The 19,391-nt window shown below is 62.9% G+C and carries 23 protein-coding genes and 2 pseudogenes; 3 read left to right on the top strand and 22 right to left on the bottom strand.

Annotation, left to right across the window (positions count from 1 at the left end; translation table 11 throughout):
* The first annotated feature begins 144 nt into the window (after positions 1-144).
* Complete coding sequence (locus SY89_RS16945; protein ID WP_189319081.1) at positions 145-288, top strand: hypothetical protein; 144 nt, start codon at positions 145-147, stop codon at positions 286-288.
* A gap of 315 nt (positions 289-603) precedes the next feature.
* Here the strand turns inward: SY89_RS16945 and SY89_RS00635 are convergent, their stop codons facing one another.
* Genes SY89_RS00635 through SY89_RS00605 form a run of 7 tightly spaced genes read right to left on the bottom strand, consistent with a single transcriptional unit; the run spans position 604 to position 8,197 of the window.
* Positions 604-2,700, bottom strand: coding sequence for a VirB4 family type IV secretion system protein (locus SY89_RS00635; protein WP_054582727.1), 2,097 nt, complete (start codon positions 2,698-2,700; stop codon positions 604-606).
* Positions 2,693-3,799 (bottom strand): hypothetical protein, encoded by a 1,107-nt coding sequence (locus SY89_RS00630; RefSeq protein ID WP_054582726.1) that lies wholly within the window; start codon positions 3,797-3,799, stop codon positions 2,693-2,695. The genes SY89_RS00635 and SY89_RS00630 overlap by 8 nt, the downstream gene beginning before the upstream one ends.
* Positions 3,800-3,802: 3 nt before the next feature.
* On the bottom strand, positions 3,803-4,906 hold the full coding sequence (locus tag SY89_RS00625; RefSeq protein WP_054582725.1) for a hypothetical protein: 1,104 nt from the start codon (positions 4,904-4,906) through the stop codon (positions 3,803-3,805).
* A gap of 2 nt (positions 4,907-4,908) precedes the next feature.
* Positions 4,909-5,748, bottom strand: a complete 840-nt coding sequence (locus SY89_RS00620) for a hypothetical protein (RefSeq protein ID WP_054582724.1) — start codon at positions 5,746-5,748, stop codon at positions 4,909-4,911.
* Positions 5,745-7,475: a hypothetical protein gene (locus SY89_RS00615; protein ID WP_080506549.1), complete on the bottom strand. Its 1,731-nt coding sequence runs from the start codon at positions 7,473-7,475 to the stop codon at positions 5,745-5,747. The genes SY89_RS00620 and SY89_RS00615 overlap by 4 nt, the downstream gene beginning before the upstream one ends.
* Before the next feature lie 18 nt (positions 7,476-7,493).
* Complete coding sequence (locus SY89_RS00610; RefSeq protein WP_054584635.1) at positions 7,494-7,913, bottom strand: hypothetical protein; 420 nt, start codon at positions 7,911-7,913, stop codon at positions 7,494-7,496.
* Positions 7,914-7,918: 5 nt separating this feature from the next.
* A complete protein-coding gene (locus SY89_RS00605; RefSeq protein ID WP_054582723.1) occupies positions 7,919-8,197 on the bottom strand; it encodes a hypothetical protein in 279 nt (92 codons plus the stop codon).
* Between the two features lie 273 nt (positions 8,198-8,470).
* Here SY89_RS00605 and SY89_RS00600 point away from each other — a divergent pair, with 273 nt between their 5' ends.
* Together SY89_RS00600 and SY89_RS00595 are read left to right on the top strand one after the other, a co-directional pair.
* Positions 8,471-8,761, top strand: coding sequence for a UPF0175 family protein (locus SY89_RS00600; protein ID WP_054582722.1), 291 nt, complete (start codon positions 8,471-8,473; stop codon positions 8,759-8,761).
* Positions 8,762-9,273 (top strand): annotated as a pseudogene (locus tag SY89_RS00595) (PIN domain-containing protein). It begins immediately after the preceding gene.
* Positions 9,274-9,306: 33 nt separating this feature from the next.
* Here SY89_RS00595 and SY89_RS19425 read toward each other — a convergent pair.
* The 15 genes and pseudogenes from SY89_RS19425 to SY89_RS00525 form a co-directional block, all read right to left on the bottom strand.
* Positions 9,307-9,789, bottom strand: a complete 483-nt coding sequence (locus SY89_RS19425) for a hypothetical protein (RefSeq protein WP_080506548.1) — start codon at positions 9,787-9,789, stop codon at positions 9,307-9,309.
* 3 nt (positions 9,790-9,792) lie between these two features.
* On the bottom strand, positions 9,793-10,383 hold the full coding sequence (locus tag SY89_RS00590) for a DUF7342 family protein (RefSeq protein ID WP_054582721.1): 591 nt from the start codon (positions 10,381-10,383) through the stop codon (positions 9,793-9,795).
* A gap of 202 nt (positions 10,384-10,585) precedes the next feature.
* On the bottom strand, positions 10,586-11,533 hold the full coding sequence (locus SY89_RS00585) for an ImmA/IrrE family metallo-endopeptidase (RefSeq protein ID WP_054582720.1): 948 nt from the start codon (positions 11,531-11,533) through the stop codon (positions 10,586-10,588).
* An 87-nt stretch (positions 11,534-11,620) separates the two neighbouring features.
* Entirely contained in the window at positions 11,621-11,968 is a 348-nt protein-coding gene (locus SY89_RS00580) for a hypothetical protein (RefSeq protein ID WP_054582719.1), read from the bottom strand.
* 109 nt (positions 11,969-12,077) lie between these two features.
* Positions 12,078-12,947: a hypothetical protein gene (locus SY89_RS00575; protein WP_054582718.1), complete on the bottom strand. Its 870-nt coding sequence runs from the start codon at positions 12,945-12,947 to the stop codon at positions 12,078-12,080.
* Positions 12,944-13,894: a hypothetical protein gene (locus tag SY89_RS00570; RefSeq protein WP_054582717.1), complete on the bottom strand. Its 951-nt coding sequence runs from the start codon at positions 13,892-13,894 to the stop codon at positions 12,944-12,946. The genes SY89_RS00575 and SY89_RS00570 overlap by 4 nt, the downstream gene beginning before the upstream one ends.
* Positions 13,895-13,955: 61 nt before the next feature.
* Positions 13,956-14,327 (bottom strand): DUF6166 domain-containing protein, encoded by a 372-nt coding sequence (locus SY89_RS00565; RefSeq protein WP_054582716.1) that lies wholly within the window; start codon positions 14,325-14,327, stop codon positions 13,956-13,958.
* Positions 14,328-14,388: 61 nt separating this feature from the next.
* Positions 14,389-14,682 (bottom strand): annotated as a pseudogene (locus SY89_RS00560) (SWIM zinc finger family protein); the annotation flags it as partial.
* Positions 14,683-14,741: 59 nt separating this feature from the next.
* On the bottom strand, positions 14,742-15,137 hold the full coding sequence (locus SY89_RS00555) for a DUF7567 family protein (protein WP_054582714.1): 396 nt from the start codon (positions 15,135-15,137) through the stop codon (positions 14,742-14,744).
* Positions 15,138-15,340: 203 nt separating this feature from the next.
* Positions 15,341-16,240: a hypothetical protein gene (locus SY89_RS00550; RefSeq protein ID WP_054582713.1), complete on the bottom strand. Its 900-nt coding sequence runs from the start codon at positions 16,238-16,240 to the stop codon at positions 15,341-15,343.
* Positions 16,241-17,030: 790 nt separating this feature from the next.
* Positions 17,031-17,390 carry a type II toxin-antitoxin system PemK/MazF family toxin gene (locus SY89_RS00545; protein ID WP_054582712.1) on the bottom strand — a complete coding sequence of 120 codons (360 nt, stop codon included), beginning with the start codon at positions 17,388-17,390 and terminating at the stop codon, positions 17,031-17,033.
* Positions 17,391-17,393: 3 nt separating this feature from the next.
* Positions 17,394-17,660 carry an AbrB/MazE/SpoVT family DNA-binding domain-containing protein gene (locus SY89_RS00540; RefSeq protein ID WP_054582711.1) on the bottom strand — a complete coding sequence of 89 codons (267 nt, stop codon included), beginning with the start codon at positions 17,658-17,660 and terminating at the stop codon, positions 17,394-17,396.
* Positions 17,661-18,165: 505 nt separating this feature from the next.
* A complete protein-coding gene (locus SY89_RS00535) occupies positions 18,166-18,495 on the bottom strand; it encodes a hypothetical protein (protein ID WP_054582710.1) in 330 nt (109 codons plus the stop codon).
* A 31-nt stretch (positions 18,496-18,526) separates the two neighbouring features.
* A complete protein-coding gene (locus SY89_RS00530; protein WP_054582709.1) occupies positions 18,527-19,039 on the bottom strand; it encodes a hypothetical protein in 513 nt (170 codons plus the stop codon).
* Positions 19,040-19,342 carry a hypothetical protein gene (locus tag SY89_RS00525; protein ID WP_054582708.1) on the bottom strand — a complete coding sequence of 101 codons (303 nt, stop codon included), beginning with the start codon at positions 19,340-19,342 and terminating at the stop codon, positions 19,040-19,042. It abuts the gene before it with no gap.
* Positions 19,343-19,391: the final 49 nt, after the last annotated feature.

The raw sequence follows: 19,391 nt of genomic DNA, 5'->3' as shown, positions 1-19,391 counted from the left end.
AGTACCCACGGGACAGCGTAATCCACTCCGGACCGCTGAAACGGACTTCTCCAACCGATGTTCGTTGTATTTCCCACCGCCTCTCCTTCGATTGTGTTCAGCTGAACTTGCGATTCCCAATTGTGCTAGCTCGCCAAGATAGTCATGCACCGAACGAACCGAACCATCGATGCCGACGTGAACGACGCTGCGGCTGTTGGACTCCGCAACCCGGAGTATAGCCCCCAAGAGTACGAGACACTCGACGTCGTCGAACGCGTCGAGCGGGCCTCTCCCGACGAAATCTAGTTCCGCGTGTTCGTCTCGGTACGTCCGAGCGGCGTCGCGTTCGCCTGAACCGACTGCGCAGAACATGGGACTCATGCCGACTGGTCAGTGTCCGAGAAGGGCCGATGGGTTCCAAGAATCTTAACCAACAAATAGGCATAGATGACGACGAATGTTGGTTAAGACTCTGACGACAAACCCTGATGAGAGCCTACAAACTGTACAGGTGGCGAAGCTCCAGTCCCATGGAGCCACCAATATACCGGTGTCCACCGAACGCTCTCGCCTCAGACGTCATTGGACTATTCCTGACCAGCGGAACACTCAGAACGGTCGTCAGGAGTCGTCTCCCGATCCAGCATCCTCACCACCCGGAAGGGACGACCGCCCCTCAGCAGTCGGGTCAAAATCGATCACCGCCTTCTCCTTCGGCATCGCCTCGACCGTAATCCCGCGCCACTCCCCATCGACGCCCACCAACGCCTCCGCGAACCCGGCATCCTCGTTCCCCGGTACGGCATCCTGCACGAACCGCATCTGGGCGTAGTTGAGCCCGAACTCCTGGGCCCACTCCTCGTCCATGCCGTCCAACCGATGGAACTGCTTGACCGCACACTGATCAAGAATCGCCTCACTCTCGGCATGTTCGAAGAACTCGTCGACGGTCTGCGTGACCAGCCGGATCGAGAGATCGTGATGACGGTGATGTCGGAACACCGTCTCCAAGAAGGCGAGACTCGCGGCGTCCTGCATGATGTAGCGGGCTTCGTCGATGTAGAACACCACCTCCTTCTCCGAGACTTTCGCCCGTTCGTACACGAGCGAAATGAGCAGCTGCATCGTCAGCGCGGTACTGCTGTCGACGCTGCCTTCCTGTTGCGCCAGATCGAGGTAGATCACCTTCTCGTCCCGGATATCGAACGCGGACTCAGTCCCCAGGTTCGCATGCCGACCACCCTCGTCGAACGGCCGAAGCTGATCGAGCAACCACGTCGCGTCCTCTTTGAGCTTCTTCGCTTCCTCATCGGCCCGCACGACGAACGCCTCCGGCTCCTCGACCATGTCCTCGAACACGTCCAGCATGTCCCGGATCGTCGGACTCGGATTGCCGTGCGTCGAGATATCGTCGGTAATCCCGTTGCGCTTGTACGCCCGCTTGAGCCCGAGCTCCAGCGTCGTCCGTCGATCCCCCAGCGAAATCCCGCGGAGTGCGAAGAAGTTGGTGAGGAAGCTCATCGCGTCGTCGAGCTTCTCGTTGAACGGGCTGGCGTCTTCCCCCATCGCCCGCTGCACGCGTTCAGGCGTCTCCCGGATCTCCAGCGGGTTGAGCCCGAGCGTCCCACCGACCGTAATCCGCTTCGCGTCGAGGGCTTCGGCGACGCCGGCCCAGTTGTTCAGCGGTTCGAGGATGACGCCGATCCGGTCGCGCTCCTGCTCCATCGACCGGATGAAGTTCTGCTTCGAACTGAACGACTTGCCGGAGCCCGTATCGCCGACCGTGAACATCGCGTAGCCGTTGTCCCGCGCGAACGGGTCGATCACCACCGGACTCCGCGTGTCCTTGTGCATCCCGAACTCGACGCCACCCTCCTCGAGAATCGTCGCGTTATGCGGCGACCCCAGTAGCGCCCCGACAGCCCCGCCGAGCGCGATCGACTCCCGACCGAATTCGTTCGCGCCGATGGGGGCCGCCGACTGCAGCGCCACGTCCTGTCGGCAGATGGCCGTCTTCGGCGTCAGGTTCGCGGGCTCGTCCCGCAGCGTGCTCTTCACCTGCTGCACGTCGTCCTGCAGCGTCTCTCGATCATCGGCGCGCACCGTGACGAACACGCCCTGGTCGAACACGCGAGCGCCGTTCTCGACGGCCGTGTACGTCGCCGCCGCCTCGTCAGCTCGCTCCTGCAGGTACGTACTCCGCACGCTCTGTTCGAGGTCAGCATCCACCTGCAGGTCGTCGGCGATCTCCTGCAGTTCGTTCCGGGCTCGTTCCTGGTTCTTCGGCGTGATGTGGGCCGTCAGGTCGAACTGCACGTCGGTCAACTCGAACAGGTCGCTGAGGTAGCCGTCACTCGGGTAGTCTGGGTAATCGGCGATGTACAGCGTCGACGTCCACTGCTCGCCGACGCGGGCGGCGCGAGTCTCCCACTCGATGGCGTCCGGCGCCGTGACGGTCTTGTGGGACTCGGCAATCTCGGCGAGGAGCTTGCCCTCCGCCTGCCCATCGGCCAGCGTGGACTCGTCGAGCACGTCCGCGAAGTCCACTGTCTCCTCCTCGTCCGCGGCGTACCTGTCCCAGAGGCGTTTCCCACCACCGACGACGCCGACGACGATCACCGCGTACAGTGCCGCCCCTTCAGGAGTGGTCGGTGCACTGAGCCACTCCACGAGCTGCCGCCCGACCCCACCACCCAGCTGGAGGAGTGCACTACGCATCCTGCCCCTCCTCCCGGCGCGAGTGGCCGAGGACCGGCTGCTCGCGAACGACGGCCTCAGCGTCGCCGTACTCGTACTCCTGCCCGTTCCAGAACGCCATGTTCAACACGAACAGCTCGACCGTACTGAGTCGGCGCGCGGACCAGCCTGCCGCCTGCTGGATGAACCCCGCCCGCACGTCGGTCACCCGGCTATCCAGTTCCTCGAACATTCGGGCCCGCCGCTCCACCGCGGTGAAGTCCGCCCGCCGCGTCACGAACGGCGTGAACAGGATGCCGACCACGGGCAGCTGCGTGAGCTTCTCCACGGGCGTCGCCTCCTCACGATACCGGTCGTACACGTCCAGCGGCGACACCTCGACGCCGATGTAGTACTGCAGCTGCTGGATCCCTTGTTCACGCATCTCTGTGGGCCGCGTCTCGCGATACTCCTCGAGGAGCTCTCGGAAGATCGGGTTCGACTCGACGTCCTCGTCGTCGAGGCGCTCATCGATCGTCTCGGTCAGCTGTTCCACCGGAAACGACCGGGTCGTCGCGTGGAACTTCAGCTTCGCGTCGAGTTCCTTGTTCGCGAACTCCGCGCCGGCCGCTTGCAGCTGCGCCCAGCCGTCCGCCATCGCGAAGTCCATGTTCGCCGGCTCGACCTCGATGAACGCCTCCATCGTCCCGTCGGCGCGCTGGACGGCGCCCCCACCGGGCCACGCCCGCTCGATATTGGTGAGGTCCTGCGTTCGCTCGTCCGGCGTGAACGGCGTGTAGTTCGCCACCCCACCCTCGTTTCTGGTGGAGTCGGCGTCCTCTGCCGCGCTGAACGTGATCGCTGGTCGCTTGACGTACCGAAAGACGTCGGTAGTCCACGTCCAGGCGTTCAGGTGCGCTGGCGTGACGTAGATCAGCGCCGCCCCGAACCCGGCCCCGCCGGCGATCAAGGGGAGGGCGAGTGACTCGACGCCAGTGAGACTGGCGAGGAACAGCCCCACGATCGGGAAGGCGAGCAGGACGCCGACGTCGCCTTCCTCGATGTTGAGGTAGGGGATGCGACTCTCCTCCCCGAACTGGTCCATGATGCGCCGTGACGCTGCGTCATTGTCTGAAGCCATGGATTAGTGGATTCCGCGGTCAAAGTCCATCCCGTAGTCGTTGGAGTCGGCTCCGCCTGGCTCGTTCTCGGTTCGTCGGTAGGACTGCTCACCACCATCCTCATCGTCATCTCCACCGTGGGCAGCCGCTTTCTGGGCGACAGCTTGCCCGGCAGCGGCTTTCGGCCCCCACCGTGCGGCGGTGGTGGCGACGCTGACGTTGCCGGCGTACGCGCCGGCGGCGACGCCGCCGACGAGGGCGGCTCCCTGGGTGGCACGACGCAGGGCCTTCGCCGTCAACGGTGTCGCGTAGATGAACGTCTTCCACGTCGCGTAGAGGGCGACGACGGGCAGGGAGACGGCGACGAGATACTGCAGGAACGCGGTGTCGGGCGAGAGGCCGCCCGTCGAGTAGACGATGTCGTAGCCCTTGAACACGATCGCTGCCGGGAGGGGGAGGACGGCGAGCGGGACAAAGCGTTTCGCGAACCCGCTGGCGATCTGCGAGACGATCGGGACGTTCCCGTACGCCAGCGCGATGGCGATCGGCATCCCGTAGAGGTAGACGTAGAGCAGGATCTCCCGGATGTAGAGGAGCGCCTGCAACCCCCACATGGAGATGCCGCCGGCGAGTGCGAAGAGGAGCGAGAGGGCGGGGTTGGAGACAGCATCTGCCAGTAGATCAACCATCATGTCTGACAATATCTCAATACTGGGTAGCAAGGCAATAGTGAATCCATCAACGAGATAGAGCGCAAGTGTCCCAACCCAGTACCACACGATAATCAGGAACGCTCCAGTCCAGGCGGTCTTCTTCGTTTTCCGCGCTTCGTACGTGCTGCCGATATTGAATACCCGGATCGCATGTCGCCCTTGAACGCTCATCACGAGGAGAAGAAGGCTGATCAGAACAACCTCGCCACCGACGAGTGTATCTTGCAGTTCAATCCATGGTTGGCTAGTTGGCTCTCCAAAAACGAACGGCCCGTTCGTCTCCGGAGTTGGTGTTCCGAACATCGCCTCCGAAAGCGTTCGATACCCGGACTCCAGACCGTCCATGAAGAGGCCGATGAACCATTCGACGGTGTCCTTGGCTCCTTCAAGAACTACATCAATTAGATCTACCATCGCTATGCCTCTGTGATAGTGATACTGCAGTCGTCCAGATCCGACGAGCCAGAGTACTCGACATCGAACGTTTTGGTAACTTCGGAGGCTTTGATTGCAGTCTCGAGTGTAACTGTGAACTCTCCGTGATTCCCATCGGAAGAGCAGCCCATACCTCCTGGAGATACTGATCCGAAGGGAAACGACGCACTATAGAGATCAACTTGTGTGTCGACCGGGACGATGGCACTATCCGTTCTCTCGATGCCGTTTCTCCGAGGGTTTTCAACGGGGTTTGGAACATCCCCAGTGAACACGAGCTCAGTAACCGTCTCGGGCCCAGTCCCCGTGTTCGCAACAGTTACGAACGCCTCTCCGTTGATCAACCGGTTCGTGTCCGACTCCCCGTACACTTCCTCCCACGGCTTGTCCCGGTGATTCCGATACAGTCCGACCTCGCGAATCTCCAAGTTGGGCCGAATCGCGAGCGACGCCTCGACGACCGTCTCCTCGCCATTCAGTCCGAGCACGTCGTACTCCCCCGGCGTGTACGCGGCCCGGAACTCGAAGGACACCTGTTCAGCGCCGGCTGCAACCCCGCGCGTGCCCCAGAGCTCGCCGTTGGGTTGGATGAGGTTCACCTGGTCGATTTCTGTATCAGGGGCGAGCTCGACGACGAGGGTCGTCCCCTCGACGCCCACGTTCCTGAACGGCCCGTCACTCGTGCCAGTACCGTCCGTCCCGGGATCCGGCCCGGGGAGTGGCCCGTCCTCGGCGGCGCAGCCGCTGACGCCGACGACGGCGCCGACGGCAAGCGTTCGGAGGGCAGTACGTCGATCGACGGGGGTGTTGTTCGCGGTCATGGTCTGTCAGCGAACCTCCGTGTGGGACTGAGCAACAGCAGGACGCGACGCCCAGCGTAGAGCGCGACGACGAACGGGAGCAGCTGCCAGCCAACCTCGACCGCCAGTGCGACCCAGCCATCCAGCGTGGTGAGTGGGTGCCACCGAACGGTCGCCGTGTCGCCGACGTACGCCGACGTCTGGGACACCCACGAGCCGGGGTGGTACCGGGCGGTGTAGATGCCGGGGCGGTCGAGCGTCACGACGGCGACGCCCGACGCGTTGGTCTCGACGCGCTGGTCGGCGATCGTGAGGTAGCCGTTCCGGTCGGGCCCGTCCGCAGGCACCTCGCGGGCGCTGTCGTCGAGGACGATCGGCTCGCCCGAGGCAGCACTCCGCAGCGTCAGGCGAACGCGGGCTCCGGACTGGTTCTGTTCGAGGACGACAGCCGTCAGGTTGCTCCGGCTGAGCGGGCGCTCGAACCCGTTGTCCGGCTCGGTGATCGAGGCGTTCACGCCGCGGACGATGCCCGCAACCTGGATCGCGGCAGGCGCCACCCGATCTGCCCGCACGGCGACGCCGTGACTCGCCGTGTACGAGCGATTCACGACGTCGACGTGGATGTGCTTCCCGAGTGACGCCGCCGGCGACGATACGTTGGTCCCCCACGTTTCGAGGATGCCGGGGCCATCCCGCACTGGCTCCGCTCGCGGGCCGATCCGCGAGGGGTAGGCGTGAACGAACACGGGAATCGCGTCCGACTCGAGCCGTTCAGTCGCCGTCGCGTTGGTCCGAACGAGCGTGTCCCAACTCGTGTCCCGGGCCGTGTAGAACCGCCAGACGCCACGAACTCGCGCGGAGCGGTTCGCGGTGAGGGTGTACCCCTGCCACGGCTGGGACTGGAAGACGGCGACGCCCGTGTCGCCGTTGGGGTAGTCGGCGTAGTAGACAGACGCCGAAAGGTCGTACACCTCGACGGCCAGCGAGTCGCGAACGGTGAGCGTCTCGGCCCGGGTGGTGGTGTTCAGCACCGGGCCGGAACTGTTCGCCCGAGTGGTGCCACGCAGGCGGACGTGGATCTCGGCCTCGAGCGTGAGGGTCACTTGGCCGTCGTCGCCGAGCGCGTACTGCAGCACCGGCGTGTGCGTCCCCTCGCGTTCGACGACCGGCTCGCCGTCGACGAGCAGGCGCACGGTCTCGATCTCGTGGGCGACGAGCGACCAGTCGGTCGTCCGGTTGCCGTCCGAACTCGCGTTCGGCACTCGAACCCGGTAGTCGACGAATCCGCGGAGCGTGCCGTTCGGCGCCACGTAGTTGACGGTCCGGTTCGGCCCCAGGTGGCCACGCGTCGACGGCTGGGCGGCGAAGATCGTCGCGTGGGCGTCGGCGATCAGCGTCCCGTCTTTGAGCGTCGCGTTGCTCGGAGAGATCGAGGAGTTCGCGCCGCCGGCCTCGAGATCGGCGAAATCGTTCCGCGTCCACGTCGCGGCCGTCGACGGCGGCCGCGTGAACGTGATGTCTGTCCCGTTGGCGAGCTGCGCCATCGCCGACCGGGTCTCGCCGTATCGCTGGCGGTACTCGTTCTCGGCCATGTAGTCGTCGGCGTCGCGGGACCACAGCGTCGCGGACTCGTTCTCGGTGAGGCCGTTGGCCTCGCTGCTCGGCGCCGATGGCGCACTCCCGACAGCCGACACTCCTGCCGCGAGACAGAGCACGGCCGTCAGCACGACTGGGGCGCGGGACGCCATGAGGCACCGATCAAGCGATTACCAGGGGACGAGATTCACGCACTCGGCCAGCGGGAGGCCCATCATCGACCCGGCGACGGTGTACAACGGGCCGAGGACGACGAGGATCACCGCGGACTTCATCGCTGAGCGCTTGTGGCGTTTGAAGCGCTCCTTCTGCTCGCGGTCGATGGTGAACATCTCGAGCAGGGAGTCGGCCTGCCACACCACGACCAGGCCGACGATCCCCAGCGCCGTCGTGAGTTGGAAGAACCCCTCGATCATGCTGGGGAGGTTGTCCGCACTGCAGACCGCGTTCTCCTGGGCGGCGACGGGGTCGACGGCGACGACGCTGAGGAGGACGACGATGAGGGCCGCCTGCTGCGTGCGTCGATGCAGCGGTGCCGATGCGTCGTCGGAACTCGAGGCCGGGTCGTCGGGAGCGGTGGGCTGGGCCATCGTGATCACTCCGGCCTGGTGTCGGCCGTCGGTGACTCGCGCTCCTGGTCGGTGACGAGTGCTTCCAGATCCGCGAACCGGTTGGTTTCCGACGCGATCTCCTCGAGCGTGTACCCCTGCTCCTGGGCCCGCTCCAGGAGGTCTCGGAGTTCGTCACTGTCGACACCGCGAACGGCCATCTCCTCGCGGAGTGCACGCCGATAGAGGGCTGAGGCATTGATGTGGTCGTGCCACTGGAGATACAGTTCATCGATCGCCTCGATGGTGACTGAGCGGGTGATCATACGTGTGGCGGGGGTGTGTGTTAGTTGGGTATCGGTGCGCGGTAACTATATACATAGTTGGGCCTTATTTCTTTTGTCAAAATAGAAAACCAACACGGGTTTGGAGAGAATGGATGACTAAGAAAATCAGTACGGTATGCGTGGGCCACGACGCCGATCTCGCGGTAGCGGTACGGGTGCTGTCGTCCTCCCGAGACGACACGGACCCGCTGGAGTATCGTTCAGTTGGGGACCACCGGAGTGTTTGTATACATCGAGTACAATGTATACACTATGGGAACGATCTCGGCGCGGGTCCCCGATGAACTGGAAGCGGAGCTCGACGCGTATCTCGAGGACGAGAACCTGGATCGGAGTACGGCCGTTCGAAAGCTCCTCTCCGAGGGACTCGAGGAGTGGCGTCGCGAACAGGCACTTGAGCAACTCGCGGCGGGGTCGATCACGTTCAGCAAGGCGGCTGAGCTGGCCGGGATGTCCGTCTGGGACTTCGCCCAGCTCGCAAAGGAACGCGACATCAGCTGGGTCGCCGACGACCACGTCGACGCGGACCTCGAGGCGCTGTGAATGTGGGTGTTCGATGCCACACCGCTCATCTATCTCGCGAAAGTTGATCGACTCGCACTCGTCCACAACCTCGAAGCGTCGTGTGTGATCCCCGAGCGCGTCTACGATGAAGTCGTCGCGACCGGCCTCGAAGAGGGGTATCCAGATGCTCGCCGAATCGAACGGGCCGTCGACGCTGGCCGGTTCGACGTCGTCACGGTTGACGCTTCGCCATTCATGGCTCGACTTCGGGAGAATCCCAGCCTCAGTGACGCTGACGCTGCTGTCCTGGCCTACGCCGACACGCATGACGGAGTGGCCGTGATGGACGAGACGTACAGGCGGGACGTTGCCGCCGCTGAAGGCGTTACGACCCGGGGACAGCGTACCTGATTCTGAAACTCACAAAGCAGGGGGTGATTAGCGGCGACGACGCACGAACGATCATCGACGCGATGATCGATAACGGATGGTACTGCGCACCCGACGTATACACGAAGATCGTTCAGAAACTCGAGTCGTTCGAAACCTAACCGGTGCGAAGAAGGCGACGAGAGGGTGGCAGACTATGGCGGGTTACGCCCTTTGTTCAGAGATGTATACGACCCCCTGTGGTAGGCTACCCGCCAGAGTTTGAGGACCGCTCGAGTGACTAATTCTTCGGGTGACTGCGAGATGCAGGACTCTTCGACCTCGTCGCGCTCAGAACTCGCATCGGGTGGTGGATGGTAGTGCTCTAACCCGGGGACGTGGATGTAGTCCCCCGCATGTGGATGCTTTCCCCACCGGAAATCCACACCCTCCGTATCCGTGTAGTGGAACTTGTAGTCATCTCGTGTTGTCCACTGGATATCGATCCGGGCCGTGTCCGCAGCACACAATCCATCGTCGAGTGTAACCTCAAGCACAGTAGGATGGAGATAGTCGTCGAATTGGGCTGTCGCAAGCGGTTCCATCTCTTCGACAATATCGCGAATTGTGAGCAGCGCTGGCCGGTCCGTTGCCCCACGGAGGGAATGGGCCTCCGCTTGGTCAGGAGAATCCTGCATTACTCAGGCAGGGACACTGTCGTCAGTCGACCGACGATCGCCCTCGACGAATTGCTCCGCGTTACTGATTGAGAGGGCAGCGTTCGCGAATGCGAGATTCCGACGGAGCGTCTTCCACTCACGGATCGTCTCTGGATCGATCTCGTTCTGTGGGGACTCGGATTCGGCGAGAGCCTGATTTGTCCGGGTGACAGCCAACTCTTCAGGGGAATCGACCCCGAACTCAGCTCGGTACTCGGTAAGCTGGTCGCGCATCTCTTGGATTCGCGTGACGAGTTCGTCGGTCGAGACGTTGTCGAGGATGTCGGCAGCCTGTTCGACGACGAGCGATTCGGGGGAGCGGTGATAGAGCGTGCCGCCCTGCTCACTAGGCGTCGTCTCGACAAACCCCTCATCGGCGAGTATGTTCAAGTGCTTTCGTGCGGTTTTCGGAGTGGTCCGTGCATCGGCGGCGACCGCATCAGCTGCGGCAGGGCTGTACGTATGCGCAATAACGCGGCGAATGCGTTCATATGGGGTCGTTTCGGATTCCCATTCCTCACCGACCGCTTCGTTGATGTCGGTGAACTCCGCTGGCGGACTTCGGTCGGTCATGTGGAAACACACGAATCAAAAGAATATAGTACTTTGGTGTAGTTCTATATTCCTCTAGTTGCGGGTCTGTCTGAAACGCTGGCCCCCGATCGTCGTGAGATTAGTTCAGAGATCAATCGACGGAGGTCGAATTGTACCTCCGCCCCTCTGCGGGCGCTGAAAACTTAACCAACAGGACGGAAGTGATCCCCTACTCCGTTGGTTAACTGAGTTCGGACGAGGATTCGCCCTCCAGAACGTCGATGAGCTCCTCGGCTGTCCGACTGATTCGCCTGAACCGGTCGCGAACGACTTCGGGATCGTCCGACTCCCACGCAGCGAGGTAGAACGCCGACCCGCTCGTGTCCAGCCCACAGTAGCGCCCGACGACGTACGCGACCGCCTCAGCCTCGACTTCCCGCTTGGATCGTTCAGTGTCGTCGTCGACGTCGAAGTGGAGCAGGGCGTGCGCGTACTCGTGGATCAGCGTCGTTGCAAGGTCGGCCTCGTTCTCCCGATCACGCACCTTGACGAGCGGCTGGACGTCGACGAGGCTCAGCTGTTCGCAGATGCCCTTCGCCTCGCCGTGAGTCCACTCCGCTTTCGGAACGATCTGGACCGTCACGCCGAGGTCGTCAGCGGCGGCAGTCAACTGGTCGACGAGGTCGCCGGCGTCCCCAGTTGCTTCCGTGTCGAGGTCGGGGAGCGGCTCGCCCTCGGTCTGGGAGATATCGAACACCGGCGCGGGGTTGAACCCGACAAGACCCTCGGCCCACTCCTCGGGCGGCGTCTCGTCGTACTCACAGTCACTGTCCTCGTGGTAGCTCGGCGAGTTCTCGCACTCGGGGCACCGCTTGGCGATGATCGGCGCCCAGATCCAGATCGCCGACTCGCCTTCCGTCACGTGCCGGTCGAACTTCTCCTGCCACGTCCGGTAGCCCGCAACCCGGCTCGCCTCGGGACATTGGCGCTTGATGAGGAGCGTGTTGCGGTAGGAATAGTCGTGGAACCGACTCTGGACGTCAAGCCACTCCTGGAACTCTGCGCTGGCCTGCGCGTCGTCGACGCCGGCGACGAGCTCGTCGATCCACTGTTCGATCGTACTGTGCATCTCGTCGGAACGTGTGTCGGTCTCGTCGAAGGAGACCGACGCGTCGCTGGTCGTAGTCATTGTGTTCACCGAATCACGTTCACGGCGACTGCGTCTGTTCAGCCTGCGCCGCACCCTTCAGGGGCGTTCAAAAACCGAGTCTGTCGGTTAGCGGAGTTCGTGGCGGTCGTCCGCCAAGCCAACCGTGACGAGGTACTCAAGGTATGCGTCGAACCGCTCGACGTCGCTGGGCGTGTCGGTCACAAGGTGACGCGCCCACTCGATGGCCCACTGGAAGGCGGGATCCGTGCCGCCCTTGCCGTGAATGTACCACCATCGGGCCGCTTTCAGCACGACCAGTGGATTCGTCGGCGGTTGCTCACCGGCGAGCCCACGGGTGATGGATTCGATTTCGTCGGGGATGTCGGCGGGATCGACCTCCGCTGATTGCGTGTTGTCGATATCGACCGGAATCTCGTCGATCGAGACGTTGTCGGGACTCTGTTGTTGACTCACTGGAAGCCACCTCTGAGAGCTTTCGAAGGAGCCCTCGCCCTCTACGAGGGCACACAAACAACACCCTGAACCCCTTCGAGGGTTCAACAAACAGAGCCGGAGTGCGGTCTTACTGGGTTCGAATCGTATCCCCGTCGCGCTTGAGAACCTGCTTTGCAACGAGTCGATCAATCGCTTCGTCGACGGCGCTTGCTTGGTCGTCCGACAGTGCTCGCACATTCCCAAGGACCCGCTCCCGAATTGCTTCGATATCGTCGACTCCACCCTCAACAGCATCTAGAACGGTATACTCGATTTCGAACTCAGTTGCAAACGCTGCGATACGGCCGGTGAACGTATCCGGAAGCCCGGATAGTGAGTTCACGGCCATCTCGATTGTGAACAGAGGATGCGAACGATCATGAATCTGCCGTGCTTCAGTCGTACCAGTATTGAACGGTCGCTGTTCGTCGATTTCGGTGAGAATCGACTCGTAGTCCAGCCCACGCTGGGCGTATTTCCGCATATCTTCAATGTCTCGTCGACGGCCACTCGCGAGGTCACCGCCCGAGACCGCTTTGAGCAGAAACATATCCTCATCTGAGAGGATGAATGCGGTTACGCACCGCCCGGTCCAGAACTCTTCGGCCCGGTCGTGCATCCGGTCGGTGATCCAGACTTTCCCGACGATCTGCCGTTCAAAGAGATCGATCCGAAACCCGCGCCCGTTGTGATGCAGTTCGATGGTTTTTCCGACACCTTCGAACGACTCCGTTGGTTCGTCGACAACCGTGAATCCCTGTGACGTGAGCGTCTGGTAGACGTGCTCGAATTCGGACACTACACCCACCGCGAGATCGATATCTTCGGTCTGGTCTTTCAGCCCACGGGCGGTCATCGCAGATCCGCCGAGGAGATACACCGTCACGGACTCCGACAGCCAGCTGTCGAACTCCTCGAGGAACTCTTTGATCGCATCGCCACCCTTGAATACCGTCATGCGACACCGTACTGCTCTTTGAGTGCCGTAAATTCTGATTCACTTGGAAGGACGACTGGGAGCTCGTCCGAGTCCTTAACCCTTCCCTGCAGTGCCTGGTACATCGCAGCGACCGTGGGTTTCAGATCGTACCACGTTGCAGTGTCTGTGAGCGTCTCCTGATCGATATCCAACGCCTCGATCAACAGCATCGCATAGCTAACCCGGCGGGAGCCACTATCGAGAACGAGCGTGTGGCACACCACTTCGCTCGGCGTGAGTCCCTCGTCGGGCGCATACCAGAATGCAGGCTCACCTGCAAGGAAGAACTGCAAACCGTACTCCTCGAACCGACCGAGCCCAGTCACCTGCCAATCAGGCGTCTCCAGTAATGCGTCTGTATCCGCGGCGGTCTGTACGCGGACGAGTGCGCGTTTCGGGTCGCACCACTCGACAGTCGCACTCGGCGCGATCTCCCGGGCTCGCGATCGGTGCTCGTGGGTCACGATGGCCTGAGCGAACGCCAGCAGCGGCGCGAGGTCCTCACTCCCCGCGTACTCGGGGCCGGACGAGGACAGCATCGCCCGGTTTTTGAGCGGCGACAGCGCCTTGTGAACGCCTTGTCGAGTAATCGCCAGTCGCTCTGCTATCTCGGATACTCGACGGGGTTCATCGAGAAACCAGCATACTCGGAGAGTGGCAGGCGAGAGAAGCTCAGCCCAGTCAACGTGACTGAGCTCCGTCCGTAGCGTCCGGTACGATTCAATGACCGGGTGGTCCGCGACACGGACGTACCGCTGGTTGTTGGGCCCACGCCGTTCGACTAGGAGCCCCGCATCAAGCAGGTCATCGAGCACCGCGTAGATGTGTGTCTGTGAATACCCCGTTTCAGTTGCGAGATCGTCTGGCGTCGCTTCGCGGCCGGTACTCAGTGCGTCGATTACGGCGAGTCCGGCCTTTGAGATCATCTGTGTATACTCTAACACCCGATCGTATAAATACGTTTCTTGATTATAGTTGACGCCATCGCTAGTCGTCGGGGAGCCACTGCTCGATTTTGCCAGCCGTGAGCGTCCACATCCCATCACCCCTCGTACATGCGAGTTGACTCACGATCTCGCACTTGAACGCTTGGTAGTGCGACTGGGCAACCTCTTGATCGTCGGTGTAGTCGAGCAGGATCGCGAGGGCGAGTTGGGCGGGCCCACTCCCGCCATATCCCCACTCGAAGCCTGAGGGGCTGTGGCTCACCACCTCAAGGCTACGGCTCGGCGTAAGGTCCTGCTTCCCGGGATACGTCCGCACGCGGACACCGCCCCGAACGCGCGTCCCGACGTACCGAACCTCGGTCCTCTCGGTCGTCGACTGTGCCGTCGTGGGCTCGTCGATCGTTCCACTCATAGTGGATTGCGAGAGGCAACGCGAGCACTCCCGCACCCCTACCTGGGGGTGAAAATCACCGCCCGCAGTCGCTGATGGCCTGCATCGCCATCGCGATCTCGAGGATCTTCGGGCGGATCGCGACGGCGACGCGATGCTTGCACGGGTCGTCGTCCCGCTCGTCGGCGGGACACGTACAACTGACCGGAAGGCCGTCGACGACCGAGACACGGTACTCGTGGTCCGCTGGATCGAGGTGACTCTCGTTGCGAACGCGGACGTCGCCGGCCTGTAGCGAGAACGCGAAGGCTTCGTACTGGGCACGCTTGCGCACACGATCCGACGGATCGAATTCCGCGAGTGGTGGTTGGTCCATCCTGCGTGAATGCGGGGTGCTGGTTTCGACCATCCTGGCGAGGCTGAGAAGCGGGACCGCTACGCCAGGTGGGCAACTGCCTCCGGCTCGTCGACGTCGTCGAACTCGCCACGCTCGACCGGCTCCCAGTCCTCCCCCTGCGCTGGACTCCACCAGTCAACCTCGTAGGCTCCCGGTGCGCCGAGGATCTTCGCTCGCGCTGTGCCGTCAGGGAGGTCGCGTCGGAGTTTCTCGTCGACGTGGAGGTTCCACGTCGTGTCCGTGGTGAAGCGCGCGATGGCGGCGTCTTCGTGACCGCGTGTCTCCAGTGGCTCCTGCAGTTCGACCTGCGTGTTGCAGTGCTTGCAGAACACCCCCTCGAAGGGGATGTGGCTGAACACCTCGTGTCCGCAGACCGGACACCAGAGGAACGCGAACAGTGCCTCACTGTGGCGGTCAAGTACTTCCAAACTCATCGGTGAATCAGACCCGATCAGGACGGGTCACCCATCTCGGCCCGGTATAGACATCACCGCAGTCGCATCCGTTGCCTTCAGCATCAGCAAGGTTGTGGCTGCGCGCGCAGCGACGGCAGGAGCGAGCACGGAGCGGAGGGTGGGGCGGCGGGGCTTGGGCCGGCCCGGCGCACAGCAAAAAAAAAGAGGGCTGCGCCGACTGGCTATGCGTCCCACCAGCGACCGCGCTCCGGGAAGTGGATGGTGCTCCACCCCGTCACGGCCACCGAGATCCGGCCCTCGTACCAGTTCGTGGCCGCTTCGTGGATGCGCACCGTCTCGCCTTCCTCGATCCACGGCGCGTCCGATGCCTTCCAGATCGTCACCTTCGTTTGCCCGCTCTCGTCCACGATCAGCCCGACTTGCTGGATGGCCGGCGAATCACTCTCCCAGAGGGTCTCCACACGACCGTCGATCGTGACCGTGCCGCGATCGACGTCCTCGAGAGCGTCGATGGGCACCGAGCCGGTGGGCGCCGTCTGCAACTCCTCGAACACCCGCACGACCGCACTCGTCAGGTCCCGGCCATCGACGACTGCTTCGGCCAGGCGTCGACTGATCGCCGCCCGCGACCAGCCATCCACCCGCGTCGCGAGTCGGTCTGCCTCCGTGTTCACCGTCGCCAGTTCATCCTGGGAGAGTTCCGCTCGGGGATCATCCCGTTCCGGGTCGGCCATCGGGTCCACGCTCGCGGCCCGCTTCTGGAACTCCCGCCGGCGCTGCTTGCTCCCTTCAGCGGCGACCTCTTGCGTGCGCTGCTCGCGACCGTCCTGCGTGCCCAGCTCGGCCTGGGCACTGATGCGCTCCAGTTCGGCTTCCCGCGCCCGAATGCGCTCCTCCTGTTCGAGGGTGACACCGTGAATCCGATCCTTGCTCGTGTCCGCGATCCCGTCCGGGTGGTTCGCATCCACCTTCGCCTGGGTCTCCTGCTCGACCGCCGGCTCCAACTGGGGCGTGTCGTCGACGACCGGGGCATCGTCGCCCGCAACCGACTCCGGATTTGCCTGTTCGAACGCCTGTTCATCGACCGTAACGCGTTTTCGACTCGACTTCTTACTGGACATTGGAACTCAACTCAGTTCCTGAAGGCGCTCACGCGCCGACTCCCGCGATGCTCCAACATCGCGGATTTTCGACATCGACCGACAGCACCAGCTGCGCGCTCTCGCTCGCGCCTTCGCGAGCGCCCTCCTGGGCGCGAGCGAGAGCGCGCCTGCATGCGGTGGCCCCAACCAGCACCGCGCGCCGACCCGCCCGGAGCGAGCGACCAGCGGAGAAAGCGTGGGGGTGAGCAGCGACGCCGCGCAACCCCTCGCGCTTTCCCGCTGGCGCCGAGGGCACATGCACTTGAGCCCGGAACGGGCGCGGGCGGTGCGGAGAGCGCCCGCACGCCCGGAATGGTCGGTCGCGAGCGAAGCGAGGCGCGACCGCAGGGAGCGCCTCGACGGCGAGCGGGGAGCGGGGCGTGGTCGACCAACGGGAGACCACGATAGCGAGCGGGGAACGGAGTGAGCCGCGAGCAGCGACCCGCGAGCAAGCGGAGGGCGGCAGCGGCGAGCGGGGCGAGCCGTATCGTACACAGCAGAAACGAGCCTTCCTGGCGACCGGGCGGGCAACCCGAAGTGACATTCCCACCACATCGGTGCCACACAGGAGGCGTTTCTGCAGTTTCAGGACTTCACTCGTGAGCGTGTGCCTCGAAGAAGCCTATCAGGTGATTATCGAAGCGGGGTTGGAAGCAGTGGACCATCCAGACGAGCAATAGCGCGTAGCCTGCCGGGCTATGCTGTCGCTTACACCAACCCCTGAAGGGGTGGGCTCCCGCTCGCTACCTGTAACGGGCGCCAGCCCGTCTCAGATCTCCGTGAGGCCGAGACTGTGTTCGAGTGCGGTATCAACCTCGGCCATCCGTTCTGGAGGGATCGAGCCGAGATTCTCGCTGATCCGGTGCTCGATGGAGATGGTTCGAATCTGGCTACAGAGCGCAACGGAGTCCTCCTGAAGCGGACACTCCTCGGCTGGAACGAGTACTTCGAAGGGATAGAGCTGCTCGTCAAACGAGGTAGTGAACGGAACAACGATCGTTGTGGGTGCGTTTGCGTTCCCGATGTCGTTCTGCACGACGAGACACGGACGTGTTCCCCGTTGTTCGGATCCCTGTGTGGGGTCGAGTTCAACAATTACGATGTCGCCTCGACGGACAGACGGTGCCATCCGCTACCACTCTGGGGCATCGCCGAGATGGGCATCAGCTTCCGTCGAGACGCCCGCTAGCTCCTCAGCGAGGTCGCGGGTCCGCTGGGCACGCTGACGGTACCCCTCGGCCAACTCCTCACGAGTGGCGGATTGATCGATAACGATCTTCCCTGCCTCTTCGCGGATCACGACGTTGTCTCCCCCCTTGATTCCGAAGCGTTCCCGGAGATCTTTCGGGATCGTCACCTGTCCTCGTTTTCCGATTTTTCGACGTTCGCCCTTGCCCATGCATATTCATACCCTATTCATACTCATAACGCTTGGGGGAAGGCAGTGAGCAGCGACGCCGCGCAACCACTCGCACTTTCCCGCTGGCGCCGAGGGCACATGCAGTTGAGCCCGGAACGGGCGCGGGCAGTGCAGAGAGCGCCCGCACGCCCGGAATGGTCGGTCGCGAGCGAAGCGAGGCGCGACCGCAGGGAGCGCCTCGACGGCGAGCGGGGAGCGGGGCGTGGTCGACCAATGGGAGACCACGATAGCGAGCGGGGAACGGAGTGAGCCGCGAGCAGCGACCCGCGAGCAAGCGAAGGGCGGCAGCGGCGAGCGGGGCGGGCCGTCACAGACACACCTGCTCAGCCGGCTATGTCGCTCGGTGAGGCAGCTACCGTCCTGGCGGACTCAGAAAGGACGAGGCCGTCTCGGTCGTCCCCTGGCCCCGCAAGCACCGCAGGGCCGAGGAGCGCAGCGGGGGTCGCGGGATGCCGAGCGGCCGAGGGGTTTCAAGCGGGGTGTCTCAGCTGTCTTGTACCGCGTTCAATTCTCGGAGGAACCTACCGGCTGTCGTCCCGATCCGAATGCCATCCATGTTCTGCATATCCAGCCCAACCGTAGCTGTGCGAAACGGATCGTGCTCAACGAGGACGCGATGGATGACGGTCCGGACGGCGCCTTCACCATATTGATCGACGACAGCAGCCATAGCCTCGTCGAAATGTGCGTTGTGGTGGTTCTCACGCGGTTTCCGTGCTCGATCAAGGACGAGTGTGATCACGTCGTCGACCGATGCGTGGGCTGGATTCCCCGTTTGTTCACAAACGTCGTAGAGAGCGTCGGTATCGGGCATTCCGAATCACTTCGAAGTATCCTCCACGGTGTCAGGGCTCTTCGAGCAACGAGCGAGCTCGTTGTACGTAGCTGTTTGCGCCCCAACTCCGGGCCTCACTGATCGCATCGAGGAGCAGCCGCGCATCGGCAGCTGATAGGTGTTCAGTTCGAACGAGCACCGAGAGCAGCGTCGGTGTCGTGACGAGCCGGGTATCTGCGAGTGAGGCGTGGATCAAGCCAAGTTGATTGAACTCGTCACAGAGGAAGAGCGCAGCATCGAGATTATTCGCGAGCGTCACCGCCGCGTTTTCACCGTCATCGAGCGGGAACTCGGCATCGAGGTCCACCGACTGTGTCGTAAATGCATCCACCCGGTCAAGGACGGCGGACGCGGCGTGTCCATGGACGTCATCGTAGGAGGCGATCTCTCGGAGTTCATCGATAACTGCCGTTGGGACGACGACCTCGTACTGGGAGAGACAAAGTGCGAGTGGATCGGGGTCGTCGTCAGTAACGATCCCGAGACTCACGAGGGCGGAGGCGTCTGCGATAAGCCGCGACATCTATGCGTCGGCGACCTCGTCGATGAAGTCCTCGTCCAACTGCTGTTTCAACACGCGGAGGTTTGCCGCCTCTTCGGCGCCGACGAGCGCTTTGAGTTGCTCGAAGGTGATCTCGTCGTCGTAATAGGCGGCAGCGATCTCCTGGGTGAGTGCGTCGTCGTGAGCAGCGTCTTGGAGGTACTCCCGAAGCGCGGTCACGAGGACGTCTGTTCGATCTTCGCCGAGTACCTCTGCGAGGGCGTCGGCTCGGTCGATGAGCCGATCGGGGGCCCGAAACTGCACGCGCTTCTTATCGGTGCTCATGATGTGTACATTGTGAGCCAACGCACTTAGCCGTTTTCGTGTGTACGAT

Origin of the sequence: Halolamina pelagica (genome assembly GCF_001307315.1) — an archaeon.
Lineage (GTDB): Archaea > Halobacteriota > Halobacteria > Halobacteriales > Haloferacaceae > Halolamina > Halolamina pelagica_B.
Note: the sequence above shows the minus strand (reverse complement) of the source record. Positions and strands in the feature narration are given on the sequence as shown.

What these genes read in the sequence shown, in the direction of transcription:
- SY89_RS16945 (WP_189319081.1), top strand. Translation starts at nt 145, where the DNA reads ATGCACCGAACGAACCGAACCATCGATGCCGACGTGAACGACGCTGCG.
- SY89_RS00635 (WP_054582727.1), bottom strand. Translation starts at nt 2,700, where the DNA reads ATGCGTAGTGCACTCCTCCAGCTGGGTGGTGGGGTCGGGCGGCAGCTC.
- SY89_RS00630 (WP_054582726.1), bottom strand. Translation starts at nt 3,799, where the DNA reads ATGGCTTCAGACAATGACGCAGCGTCACGGCGCATCATGGACCAGTTC.
- SY89_RS00625 (WP_054582725.1), bottom strand. Translation starts at nt 4,906, where the DNA reads ATGGTAGATCTAATTGATGTAGTTCTTGAAGGAGCCAAGGACACCGTC.
- SY89_RS00620 (WP_054582724.1), bottom strand. Translation starts at nt 5,748, where the DNA reads ATGACCGCGAACAACACCCCCGTCGATCGACGTACTGCCCTCCGAACG.
- SY89_RS00615 (WP_080506549.1), bottom strand. Translation starts at nt 7,475, where the DNA reads ATGGCGTCCCGCGCCCCAGTCGTGCTGACGGCCGTGCTCTGTCTCGCG.
- SY89_RS00610 (WP_054584635.1), bottom strand. Translation starts at nt 7,913, where the DNA reads ATGGCCCAGCCCACCGCTCCCGACGACCCGGCCTCGAGTTCCGACGAC.
- SY89_RS00605 (WP_054582723.1), bottom strand. Translation starts at nt 8,197, where the DNA reads ATGATCACCCGCTCAGTCACCATCGAGGCGATCGATGAACTGTATCTC.
- SY89_RS00600 (WP_054582722.1), top strand. Translation starts at nt 8,471, where the DNA reads ATGGGAACGATCTCGGCGCGGGTCCCCGATGAACTGGAAGCGGAGCTC.
- SY89_RS19425 (WP_080506548.1), bottom strand. Translation starts at nt 9,789, where the DNA reads ATGCAGGATTCTCCTGACCAAGCGGAGGCCCATTCCCTCCGTGGGGCA.
- SY89_RS00590 (WP_054582721.1), bottom strand. Translation starts at nt 10,383, where the DNA reads ATGACCGACCGAAGTCCGCCAGCGGAGTTCACCGACATCAACGAAGCG.
- SY89_RS00585 (WP_054582720.1), bottom strand. Translation starts at nt 11,533, where the DNA reads ATGACTACGACCAGCGACGCGTCGGTCTCCTTCGACGAGACCGACACA.
- SY89_RS00575 (WP_054582718.1), bottom strand. Translation starts at nt 12,947, where the DNA reads ATGACGGTATTCAAGGGTGGCGATGCGATCAAAGAGTTCCTCGAGGAG.
- SY89_RS00570 (WP_054582717.1), bottom strand. Translation starts at nt 13,894, where the DNA reads ATGATCTCAAAGGCCGGACTCGCCGTAATCGACGCACTGAGTACCGGC.
- SY89_RS00565 (WP_054582716.1), bottom strand. Translation starts at nt 14,327, where the DNA reads ATGAGTGGAACGATCGACGAGCCCACGACGGCACAGTCGACGACCGAG.
- SY89_RS00555 (WP_054582714.1), bottom strand. Translation starts at nt 15,137, where the DNA reads ATGAGTTTGGAAGTACTTGACCGCCACAGTGAGGCACTGTTCGCGTTC.
- SY89_RS00550 (WP_054582713.1), bottom strand. Translation starts at nt 16,240, where the DNA reads ATGTCCAGTAAGAAGTCGAGTCGAAAACGCGTTACGGTCGATGAACAG.
- SY89_RS00545 (WP_054582712.1), bottom strand. Translation starts at nt 17,390, where the DNA reads ATGGCACCGTCTGTCCGTCGAGGCGACATCGTAATTGTTGAACTCGAC.
- SY89_RS00540 (WP_054582711.1), bottom strand. Translation starts at nt 17,660, where the DNA reads ATGGGCAAGGGCGAACGTCGAAAAATCGGAAAACGAGGACAGGTGACG.
- SY89_RS00535 (WP_054582710.1), bottom strand. Translation starts at nt 18,495, where the DNA reads ATGCCCGATACCGACGCTCTCTACGACGTTTGTGAACAAACGGGGAAT.
- SY89_RS00530 (WP_054582709.1), bottom strand. Translation starts at nt 19,039, where the DNA reads ATGTCGCGGCTTATCGCAGACGCCTCCGCCCTCGTGAGTCTCGGGATC.
- SY89_RS00525 (WP_054582708.1), bottom strand. Translation starts at nt 19,342, where the DNA reads ATGAGCACCGATAAGAAGCGCGTGCAGTTTCGGGCCCCCGATCGGCTC.